The organism is Peribacillus asahii, assembly GCF_004006295.1.
In the GTDB taxonomy this organism is placed as follows: domain Bacteria; phylum Bacillota; class Bacilli; order Bacillales; family DSM-1321; genus Peribacillus; species Peribacillus asahii_A.
In genome coordinates, this window is record NZ_CP026095.1 from 4,522,501 (window position 1) to 4,532,500 (window position 10,000).

The following is a 10,000-nucleotide window of genomic DNA, read 5'->3' on the forward strand; positions in this document are numbered from 1 at the left end:
TCAAAGAACTAGTTTGTCTTGCTGACAAGAATTTATTTTACTCTCTTATTTCTAATTCGTCAATTGTTTTTTGAAATATTTTTTCTTAACAATTAGCGAACAATAATATAGAGATAATTCTTACGGCTATTGCTTAACAAATCTATTATTTGTTTCAGTAGAGCTTCTTAAGCCGGTTTTTATATAATACTCTATCGATCAATATAAATCAATACTAATTTTCAAAAAGATACACACGAAAACGACAAAAGGAGCGCCAATCATTTTTAACATGATGAACTCTCCTTTTCTTTATCTCACATAAAAATTTATGGACTTAAAAGTATTCAGTACTCCAACACATAGCCCCACGCAAGAAATTGTGATAATCGAATAAATTAACTTAAAGTCTTTTAATATAATAATTCCGGCAATTATGATGAATACATCAATAAGAAACATAACAATTCCAGGGTTAATGGCTTTTGATTTTGAAATTAACAGTGCTAATAAATCGATTCCTCCAGGACTGATATGTAGCCGAATCATGAAGCCAATACCAATTCCAATTGTGATTCCACCAAGAATTGCACTGATTAATATTGGTAGATGCAATAATCCGTTTAGTGGTGTTAGCCAATCAATCATTGTTGAAGTAAAAACCAATCCAAGAATCGCATTAATGAAATAGGACTTATCGTATAGAAGAGATAGAAGGTATATCGGAGTATTGATCATGATAATGCTGTGCCCAACCTGAGTACCCCAAATATATTTAATTAACAGACTGATGCCAAATACCCCTCCATTTATTATATGAAGGGGAAGTATAAATATATTTAGACCAATTCCGATACAAACACTTGAAAAGAGTAAAACAACTAACTTTTTCATAAAAAGCATCCCCTTGTCCAAATCATTATCTTAAAACATATGAAGGGAATGCTAATATCATACGGATTAATGAGGAAGTACCCTTACTCTTCTTATGAGTAAAGAGCAACCCCCACTAACCCAGAAAGAATAATGATATAGATAGGATGCCAACGGAACTTCAATAACAACACAAGTGATAACCCAAAGATAAACAATAAGCTTACTGTATGCCACGAAACGTTTATCGTAATCAAATTGTTGGAAAGAGCAAAGCTTAATGCAGCATAGATAACTAAACTAGCGACAATAGGTCTTAATCCATAAAAAATCGATTGAACAATTGAATAGTTTTGTAGTTTAGTAAAAAAGGTAGCTACAACAAGGACCAGGATAATAGAAGGAAGCAAGACTCCGAGAGTAGCTATGATTGCTCCTGCTATGCCCGCTGTAGAATATCCGACGAGAATAGCACTATTTGTTGCAATTGGACCGGGAGACATCCCAGCAATGGCGATAACATCGGTAAATTGTTGTGTTGTCATCCATCCGTGTTGGGAAGCTTCAGCTTCTATTACGGGGATCATCGCATAGCCGCCTCCGAACGATACAAAACCGATGACAAAGAATGTTCTAAATAGCTCCCATAATATCATCGCTTGCACCTCCCTTCTTAAATCCCCGCCCCCATGAAATAATCAGGGTGATTTTTATAATCCTCGTTCTTTTGTTCTAACTTCATGTTATATCCCAATTTTCTTTTAACAAACCTGCAAACAATTCCTGTTAAAGCACCAAGTAAAATGACGAATATAGGATGAATGACGAAGAGAAGTGGAACACCTACTATCATGATGCCTAATGTTGATTTGTCAGTAATGGCTGTTTTTCCTGTTTTGATGGCTGCATAAGCAATTAAGGCGACAACAGATGCTCTAATGGCTAGAAAGGCAGCTTCTACCTTTGAATTATCTTGAAAGAAAAAATATAAAATGCCCAAGGCTAGCACAATAAAAAAGGTCGGTAATGAAATACCAAGCATGGCTGCAATAGCACCCTTTATCCCGCCTATTCGCTTCCCAATAAAAGTTGCGGAATTAATAGCAACCGCTCCTGGTACAGCCTGAGATAACGCAAACACATCGGTAACTTCTTCACTTTTTAACCATTTTCTCTTTTCTACCACTTCTTTTTCGATTAAAGGAATCATGGCATAGCCACCTCCGAACGTGACAGGCCCCATTTTAAAAAAGGTCCAAAATAATTGAAAAAATATTTTCCACTCTTCCTTCATTGCTTCCACTTCTTTCATTTTGTTCTATAATCAGCTTTCTTGATTTATCGTAATGACCTTATTGACTACATCATCAAAGGACTCAGGAAAGGTAAATTGCAACACGAGCATTGAGGCTGTCCTAAAAATGGCCTTCATCCGAGTCATGAAGGACAAAATCAAGAAATCCAGCCAGGGCAATAGCCTTCATCAGAGTCATGAAGGTCATAATGGAGTAATCCAGCTTTTGAGACAACCCAGAACGTTTATCTGTTTTATATACAATATAGATAGAACCGATTATGATTCTAGACTTGTAAAGAATCAAATCTGTTGGACTACCTCATCGAAGTTCTCCTACCTTTTAATATTATAGATGATTGAAAATATTCAACAAGTCATGGAGATTATTTCCTCAAATATAGAAAAGAACCGAAGAAATCTCCGGTTCTTTGATATACACCTTATTCGTCTTCTTTCTTATACTTCAATTTCCATCTCTAGCAATGCATAGCTTAAACTCTTTCCATGAGTATCCATCCCTAAAGAAGTGGTCACTCCTCCCAGTAAAGCTTGATGGCATACAAACTGGAGCGCTGATATATTGGGCACCTCATAACGGACAATATCACCTTCTACGATGTTCTTTAAATGCTTTTTCACTTTTTCAACTGTGACCTTCTCGCAAATCATTGGGTAGTCCTTTTCATTATAAGGAATGAGAGATAGCATAAGCGTATTTCCCTTATCCCCAGCACGACTATGAGCAAGTTCATACAATTTTTTCTTCATTCTTCATGCTCTCCCTTATCGTAATCTGTACATCTATTTTATTTCGTGGTATTAGGGTAGAAACGATCCCAACGACTTCATTTGTATATTTACGCGCTCCCCCTCCGCCGGCAGGTCCATTTGTATAGAGAGCTTCTACTTCTTCTCCAACTTTTACCGCCTCTTCTAAAACAGCTGCTCTACCTGCAACTCGAAGCCGGACTTCATAAGGCAGAGATTGTCCGTAGGTTGTCCGGTGCACAGACGAAACGCCGATATAATCAATTCGAAGATCCTGGACTTCCTCTTTCAATCGTTCATATATTACTTCTCCAGCTAACTTAGCTCTCCCTAATGCGTTAGACCCTGCATAAGAAATTTCTCCTTCTCCGATAAACCCTGCTTGGTAGCCTACACTCACCTTTAACGTATCCGGTTTCTTTTTCCCTCTTCCGCCACGTATTTCAACACGATTTGGAGAGATTTCACGGATATACACGGATGTGAAATCTGCAATAACGTCAGGTGTTATATACTCATATGGATTCATTACTTCATATAAAAGTTGTTCTTTCGTTGTCGCTAAATTAATCAATCCACCTGTACCTTCTATTTTACTAATCACGGCAGAACCATCAGATTCCACTTCAGCAAATGGGAACCCTAGTTCAGCAAAGTTTGGTATATCTTTTTTGCCTGGATCAGCGAAATAGCCGCCAGCCAGTTGTCCTCCACATTCTAATAAGTGGCCAATGATTGTTCCTCTTGCCAGTAGGCCGACATCATCTACGGACCAACCAAAATGATGAATCATCGGAGCTAGAAATAAGGAAGGATCGGCTATTCGACCAGTAATAATAACATCCGCACCTGTCTCTAAAGCTGGTAATACCGCTTCTACACCAAGGTAAGCGTTTGCTGAAATGACATGTTGAACCGATGATATAGGTTCATTCGTCTCTAAAATACGGTCATCAGAGTGAATGTACTTTAGAACATCATCTCCTGTTACTGCGGCTACTTTAATCGAAATCCCAAGACGTTGAGCGATTTCTACAATCTTTTCAGCAGCACCAATAGGATTTGCCGCTCCCATATTCGTAATAATCCGAGTTTTATTTTTACAAATAATCGGTAGAAGAAGTTCCATTCTTTTTTCTAATAAAGGGTCATAGCCTAATAAAGGATTTTGACTTTTTCGCTTTTGTGCTAAGGCAATCGTTCGTTCGGCTAAGCACTCTAATACGAGATAATCCAAATCTCCTTTTTCCGCGAGTAAAACTGCAGGTTCTAATCGATCTCCTGAAAAGCCTGCCCCAGATCCAATTCTAATCATTTTCATCACCTCAAATAGTAATCGCTCCTGTTAGTAAAGCTACAATCGTCATAACAATCGTTGTTCCAAATGCCCATTTAAAAATAAAGCGCTGGTGATCACCTAAACGAACTCCAGTTAGCCCGATAAGAATAAAAGTAGACGCTGTTAATGGACTTAAAGGAAATCCAGTCGTCATTTGTCCAAGTATAGCGGCCCGACCGATTTCAATAGGATCAACCCCGAATGAAGCGGCCGTTTGACTAATAATAGGAAGAATCCCAAAATAATAAGCATCCGGTGTAAAGACTAAGCTAAGAGGCATACCCGTAATCGCTACAAGTACAGGCAGATAGCCAGCTAATGATTCAGGAATAATCGAAACCATGGAAGAAGCCATTGCATCAATCATTTTTGTCCCTGTAAGAATTCCAGTAAAAATCCCTGCTGCAAAGATCATCGTAGAAACGAGTACAACATTCCCCGCATGGCTCGATATCCGTTCCTGCTGTTCTTTAGGATTTCGGTAATTGACAAGTAAGGCGATACAAAAAGCAATAATAAATAATATCGGAAGTGGCAGCCATACCTTGACCAAAGCCACGAGAAGGATAATGGTTAAGATGAGATTAAACCAAAAAAGTTGAGGGCGTTTAGCCTCTATAGCGGCAGCTTGCTCTTCCATAATGCCGGTATAATCCTCATTCAAATCGATAATTCCCAATCTTGCTCTTTCCTTTTTCCCAAGCCAAAAAGCTGAAAACAGGACCCACAAGATTCCCACAATCATGGCAGGCAACACAGGATGAAACAATGCAGCAGCATCCGTATTTAAGGCTGTCATTGCCCTTGCAGTAGGTCCACCCCACGGCGCAAGATTCATGACTCCAGCCCCCAAGGCAACAACACCTGCTAACACGAGCGGATTCATCTTCAACCTTTTATAAAGAGGCAGTAACGCGGTCACCGTAATCATAAAAGTAGAAGCACCATCACCATCTAATGCGACAAGCATCGTAATAACCGCTGTCCCGATAACAACCTTCAATGGGTCCCCCTTGACCAATTGAAGCATCTTGTTAATCATCGGATCAAATAAACCAGTATCAATCATTAATCCAAAATATAAGACAGCGAAAACAATCATAATCCCTGTAGGAGCAACCTTTATGACACCATCTAACATCATTTGCCCTATTTCTAAACCAAATCCACCAATTAAAGCAAAAACGACCGGCACTAGAACTAAAGCAATTAAGACCGATAAACGGTTAGTCATAATTAAAAACAAGAAAATCCCTATAGTTAAGAAACCTAATAATGCTAAAATACCCCTCACCCCTCACTAGTTTTTTATAACTACTAATCTATATCTTTAATTAATACAAGAACCATGCCAAAAATGGAATTTCTCACATAAATTTGTAAATAATTAATTTATTTTAACTAGTTTTCATATAAAATATCGATTTTCGAGAAATTATGAAGAAAATAAAAAAAGAAAGTACCATAAAAACACTTTCTTCAAATCTATTTTCCCGCTTCCTATTTCTAATGTTTTAGAAATGGTAACTGGGAAAGATATTTTATTACATATCGGTATTAGGCTATCCACCTCATTTCTAAATATTTAGAAATGAGATGGAGGTATTTCTAACATTTTAGAAATTTTAAGAGCCAATATTATATTTCTTAATTTTGTTATATAAAGTAGCCAACGAAATGCCTAATGATTTGGCAGCCTTTTTCTTGTCTTCAATACCTGTGCCAAAATAGTTGATTGTCTCTTGAATCAGTCTCCGTTCGGTATCTTCCATTACTCCCTGTAACGAGCGATTCGGTTGTTGTTGAAATAACTCCGCTCCTTGTTTTATCATCGACTCTGGTAGATCGTGAAGTGTAATTTCTGTTCCTTCGGCTATACAAGTCGCATAGTCAATCACGTTTTTCAACTCCCGGACATTCCCAGGCCATTCATAACAATATAGAAATTTCAAAGTCTGCTCTTCGATGGTATACGTAGAATAAGCTGATTGAAGAAATGAATCAATTAGCCTCGGTATATCCTCTCTTCGTTCTCGAAGCGACGGTACCTGTAAGCGGATTACATTCAATCTATAGAATAAATCTTCACGAAAGCGATTCTTATGTACGAGATGTTGTAAATCACGATGTGTGGCGGCAATCACCCTTACATCAATGTCGCGATCTATCGTTTCTCCAACTCTTCGAATCTTTCTTTCTTGCAACACCCTTAATAGTTTAGCTTGAAGATCATAGGACATATCACCAATTTCATCTAAAAAAAGCGTTCCGTAATTGGCCATTTCAAATAATCCAGCTTTCCCGCCCTTCTTAGCACCCGTAAACGCTCCTTCCCCATATCCAAACAATTCACTTTCTAAAAGTTCAGCAGGGATAGCTGCACAGTTTACAGGTATAAAAGGCCGGCCATTTCTGCTGCTTGCATTATGAATAGCTTGCGAGAATAGCTCCTTTCCTGTCCCGCTTTCCCCAGTAATTAAAATTGGCAAATTAGAATCCGCCACTTTTCTCGCAACGGTTACAACGCCTTTTAAGCCTGCTTCCTTCCCAATAATTTGATCAAATGTATATTTCGCTTCATACATTGAATCCATTTTTCTCTCTAATTGTTTTAACTTCTCATTTTGTTTCTTGAGTTCTTGAGAAAGTCTGTGAACTTCAGTTAGACTTTTACAAACCGAGACAGCTCCAATAACTTGGTTGTTCACAATGATTGGAGCCATATCAACTAAATACTCTCTATCCTTCGTTTTCCGATATACGCCTACTCTACATTTTCTATCCTCCAGCGTATCGGGCAGCTGTGCACCAGGACGATATTCCCGAAGCGGCTTTCCAAGGATGTCAGAGGTTACCCCTGTAATCCTTGTATATTCGGGGTTAATCAGCCTAACAATACCTTCTTGGTCAATGACCAAAATACCATCATTGATAGAATCTATAACAGCTTTCCACCACTCTACCTGTTCTTTAAAGGAGACATCTATTTGATGATTTAGTATAGACATAATTTAGCACAATCCTCTCCGCCCTCTTGAATAAGTAAATTTTATACATAATAACCTTTTTAAAGAAGATTTATATTCCCAATATATCATTTTGGCAAGGTCGATGCTTTGAAAGTTTACAAAAGACAGGCAATCCAACAAAGTGAAGGAAACTAGGTTACTTTTCACTTAAATGTTTATATTCATTTACATTTCCTAAATAGTTTTCAAAAAAAAAAATACAGTAGGAATATAAATCCAATTGATATTCTTTTTTAATTTGTTAAAATTATATGTAGGAATATTATTGAGGAGGAACATTTTTTTATGTCCATTGAAGTAGGAAGTAAGGTACAAGGGAAAGTAACAGGCATTACTAATTTTGGAGCATTCGTAGAATTATCGGGAGGAACAACAGGTCTTGTACATATCAGTGAGGTAGCAGATAGCTATGTAAAAGACGTGAATGACCATCTTAAAGTAGGCGATCAAGTCGAAGTGAAAGTGCTTAGTGAGAAGGACGGAAAACTTTCCTTATCTATCAAAAAAGCTATAGATAAACCAGAAGGACAAACCTCCACTTATTCCCAACGCCCACCGCGTCAGGGAAGACCTAACAGCTATTCTAAAGACTCTCGTCCAAAAAGTAATTTTAAACCAAAAGAAAATTTTGAGGACAAAATTACTCGTTTCTTAAAGAATAGTGAAGAGAATTTATCATCTCTTAAACGTAACACTGAATCAAAAAGAGGCGGTAGAGGCGGTAGACGCGGATAAACCTGCTGCTTTTTAAATATTTCATCATATTATGAAGGCAAGCCTAATCAGCTTGCCTTCTTTCAATTGGCCGGCCAAACAATAAAAGAAGAAAACAGCTTTTCCTTGTTAGAGGAATTGTTGTTTTCTTCTTTTTATTTACTTCAATATAGCATTGTTAAAATAGCATTCGGCCTTTTTAAGCGCGCCCCTAGCTCTTTCTAGTTCGGACCTATTTCGCCAATCTTTATTTAACCTCTTCACTAAAAAACTGATATTTTTCCTTGATATTTTTATAAGTGCCGACATCTTGGACCAACTCGCTAACAAGATCGTAGCCGCAATATGTGTGCCTTAACGTATTAAACTCGTCTAGCACAACATGATCTTGATCCTCTAATAAACTGTAACAATCTCCACAACGAATGGCCATAGCCAACACCTCCAAAGAAATATATTAACTATATTCGTCGAAACGTGACATATTTCCTTCTTTTAAACAGAAAAATCCCATTTTGGAATTTTATTTATTAATATTCCTGCGTGTCCATTCTCATAATCTCAGCTCTCGATACGCCCCCGAATAACACACGTTAACCACATATGAGTATAAAAAAAACACCCATTTAAACTGGATGTAAACTAATACAAATTAATAAGAGTGTTATTTAGGTTACCAAAATTAGGTTTAACAATGTAGTCCTTGGCGCCAGCCTTTAACGCTTCGATTACTAATGGCTGTGAACCAAGTGCCGAACACATTACAACCTTTGCACGTTGATCAAAGCAAATGATCTCTTTTAAAGCTTCGAGGCCATTAACTTTTGGCATCGTTACATCCATCAACACAATATCCGGAGAAAGCATCTTATATTTTTCTATCGCTTCTAGACCATCTTCGGCTTCCGAAATAACGGTAAAATAATTTGGATTTAACTCTCCTTTTAATAACGTTCTCATAAAAAGAGAATCATCCACAAGCAAAACAGACTTCTTCAATAATAGAAATACCTTTCTTTAAAGACTAAGGCAAATCAGGAAAATGCCACTTATTTATATAATTATACAGGAATAATTCCTGGCAACTCGGCCACCATGGCAAAAATGCTTTAGGTCCGTAGCTTTGCGTCTCTTACTTTCGTAAAATTTGCCCCAATAGGCATAATAACACATTTAATATGAAGGATTAAATATAAGGTAATAATTATAAACACCTATAAATCACTAATAAATTTGTGGATAGGTTATTTTGCTTTAATTTTTTGATACTCGTTTAATAAAATATCTAACTCTTGACTGGATTTAATCGTGTCGGGATGGCCAAGTCCTTTTAATTTTCCTACAACAATCATACGAGTTCTTACAGCATCAATTCTATATTCCAACTCTTTAAGTGATAAAACTTCCATTTTCACAACTTAACTCCCTATTCATTTTTAACAAAAAATAGAAAACATAGGCAACAGCCATCATTATAAACCATGATTCATAAAATAATAAGGGGTTCGACAGTTAATCCGTTGATACGACAAAATCTTTACAAACGAACATACCATTCAAAGAGAAATGAGCTTTCTCATACGGAAAATCTACAAAAGAGTTTGACTCACGCTATTCTATTAACTGATATTCGGAAGTATAATTTATAAAAATGAAGAACTTTCGTTAAGGGGGATCATGAGTGAAAGAATGGACTATGCAATTATTTGATTACCATGTATGGACTAACGATAGGTTAATTCAACATTTAAAAGGCCTTCCAGAGGCAGTTTTTCTTAACAAAGTGAACAGTGTTTTCCCTACCGTTGCTGAAACCTTTGGCCATATGATAGCAGTGGATGAACTATGGTATTTGCGGATGAAAGGAAATAGCTTACAGCAAATTGTATCCAAATCATTCAGCACAATTGAGGATACTGTAAAAGCATCTACTATTTTACATAATGAGATAAAGGATTTTCTTATCAATACGGAAAATGTTGAAGATATGGTTGGTTATCA

At 37.0% G+C, this 10,000-nt stretch carries 12 protein-coding genes and 1 riboswitch (1 of these 13 cut by a window edge); of the genes, 2 read left to right on the forward strand and 10 right to left on the reverse strand.

Going from position 1 to position 10,000, the window contains the following annotated elements; all coding sequences use genetic code 11:
- Nucleotides 1–291 precede the first annotated feature (291 nt).
- From BAOM_RS22260 to BAOM_RS22290, 7 genes are all read right to left on the reverse strand, one after another.
- Nucleotides 292–873: a YitT family protein gene (locus BAOM_RS22260; protein ID WP_127762158.1), complete on the reverse strand. Its 582-nt coding sequence runs from the start codon at nt 871–873 to the stop codon at nt 292–294.
- Between the two features lie 92 nt (nt 874–965).
- Complete coding sequence (locus BAOM_RS22265) at nt 966–1,508, reverse strand: chromate transporter (RefSeq protein WP_127762159.1); 543 nt, start codon at nt 1,506–1,508, stop codon at nt 966–968.
- Between the two features lie 17 nt (nt 1,509–1,525).
- A complete protein-coding gene (locus tag BAOM_RS22270) occupies nt 1,526–2,146 on the reverse strand; it encodes a chromate transporter (RefSeq protein WP_127762160.1) in 621 nt (206 codons plus the stop codon).
- A gap of 459 nt (nt 2,147–2,605) precedes the next feature.
- Nucleotides 2,606–2,917 (reverse strand): AtuA-related protein, encoded by a 312-nt coding sequence (locus BAOM_RS22275; protein ID WP_127762161.1) that lies wholly within the window; start codon nt 2,915–2,917, stop codon nt 2,606–2,608.
- On the reverse strand, nt 2,898–4,232 hold the full coding sequence (locus tag BAOM_RS22280; protein ID WP_127762162.1) for an acyclic terpene utilization AtuA family protein: 1,335 nt from the start codon (nt 4,230–4,232) through the stop codon (nt 2,898–2,900). The genes BAOM_RS22275 and BAOM_RS22280 overlap by 20 nt, the downstream gene beginning before the upstream one ends.
- A gap of 10 nt (nt 4,233–4,242) precedes the next feature.
- A complete protein-coding gene (locus tag BAOM_RS22285) occupies nt 4,243–5,541 on the reverse strand; it encodes a CitMHS family transporter (protein ID WP_127762692.1) in 1,299 nt (432 codons plus the stop codon).
- A gap of 340 nt (nt 5,542–5,881) precedes the next feature.
- Entirely contained in the window at nt 5,882–7,264 is a 1,383-nt protein-coding gene (locus tag BAOM_RS22290) for a sigma-54 interaction domain-containing protein (RefSeq protein WP_127762163.1), read from the reverse strand.
- A 306-nt stretch (nt 7,265–7,570) separates the two neighbouring features.
- On the opposite strand from BAOM_RS22290, the gene BAOM_RS22295 reads away from it, so the two are divergent.
- A complete protein-coding gene (locus BAOM_RS22295) occupies nt 7,571–8,020 on the forward strand; it encodes a S1 domain-containing RNA-binding protein (protein ID WP_127762164.1) in 450 nt (149 codons plus the stop codon).
- A gap of 226 nt (nt 8,021–8,246) precedes the next feature.
- On the opposite strand, the gene BAOM_RS22300 is transcribed toward BAOM_RS22295, so the two are convergent.
- The 3 genes from BAOM_RS22300 to BAOM_RS22310 form a co-directional block, all read right to left on the reverse strand.
- Nucleotides 8,247–8,432 carry a hypothetical protein gene (locus tag BAOM_RS22300; RefSeq protein WP_127762165.1) on the reverse strand — a complete coding sequence of 62 codons (186 nt, stop codon included), beginning with the start codon at nt 8,430–8,432 and terminating at the stop codon, nt 8,247–8,249.
- A 209-nt stretch (nt 8,433–8,641) separates the two neighbouring features.
- Nucleotides 8,642–8,998, reverse strand: coding sequence for a response regulator (locus BAOM_RS22305; RefSeq protein ID WP_127762166.1), 357 nt, complete (start codon nt 8,996–8,998; stop codon nt 8,642–8,644).
- A gap of 78 nt (nt 8,999–9,076) precedes the next feature.
- Nucleotides 9,077–9,161: riboswitch (cyclic di-GMP riboswitch) on the reverse strand.
- An 82-nt stretch (nt 9,162–9,243) separates the two neighbouring features.
- On the reverse strand, nt 9,244–9,408 hold the full coding sequence (locus BAOM_RS22310) for an aspartyl-phosphate phosphatase Spo0E family protein (RefSeq protein WP_127762693.1): 165 nt from the start codon (nt 9,406–9,408) through the stop codon (nt 9,244–9,246).
- Between the two features lie 272 nt (nt 9,409–9,680).
- Between BAOM_RS22310 and BAOM_RS22315 the strand changes: the two genes are divergently transcribed.
- Nucleotides 9,681–10,000, forward strand: the 5' portion of a protein-coding gene (locus BAOM_RS22315; RefSeq protein WP_127762167.1) for a DinB family protein. The gene runs 160 nt beyond the window's last position; the window shows 320 of its 480 coding nt (coding positions 1–320); its start codon is at nt 9,681–9,683; the stop codon falls past the right edge of the window.

Excerpts from the sequence above, each read along its gene's own strand:
- BAOM_RS22300 (WP_127762165.1), bottom strand. The coding sequence starts at position 8,432 with ATGGCCATTCGTTGTGGAGATTGTTACAGTTTATTAGAGGATCAAGAT.
- BAOM_RS22275 (WP_127762161.1), bottom strand. The coding sequence starts at position 2,917 with ATGAAGAAAAAATTGTATGAACTTGCTCATAGTCGTGCTGGGGATAAG.
- BAOM_RS22265 (WP_127762159.1), bottom strand. The coding sequence starts at position 1,508 with ATGATATTATGGGAGCTATTTAGAACATTCTTTGTCATCGGTTTTGTA.
- BAOM_RS22280 (WP_127762162.1), bottom strand. The coding sequence starts at position 4,232 with ATGATTAGAATTGGATCTGGGGCAGGCTTTTCAGGAGATCGATTAGAA.
- BAOM_RS22295 (WP_127762164.1), top strand. The coding sequence starts at position 7,571 with ATGTCCATTGAAGTAGGAAGTAAGGTACAAGGGAAAGTAACAGGCATT.
- BAOM_RS22270 (WP_127762160.1), bottom strand. The coding sequence starts at position 2,146 with ATGAAGGAAGAGTGGAAAATATTTTTTCAATTATTTTGGACCTTTTTT.
- BAOM_RS22260 (WP_127762158.1), bottom strand. The coding sequence starts at position 873 with ATGAAAAAGTTAGTTGTTTTACTCTTTTCAAGTGTTTGTATCGGAATT.
- BAOM_RS22290 (WP_127762163.1), bottom strand. The coding sequence starts at position 7,264 with ATGTCTATACTAAATCATCAAATAGATGTCTCCTTTAAAGAACAGGTA.
- BAOM_RS22310 (WP_127762693.1), bottom strand. The coding sequence starts at position 9,408 with ATGGAAGTTTTATCACTTAAAGAGTTGGAATATAGAATTGATGCTGTA.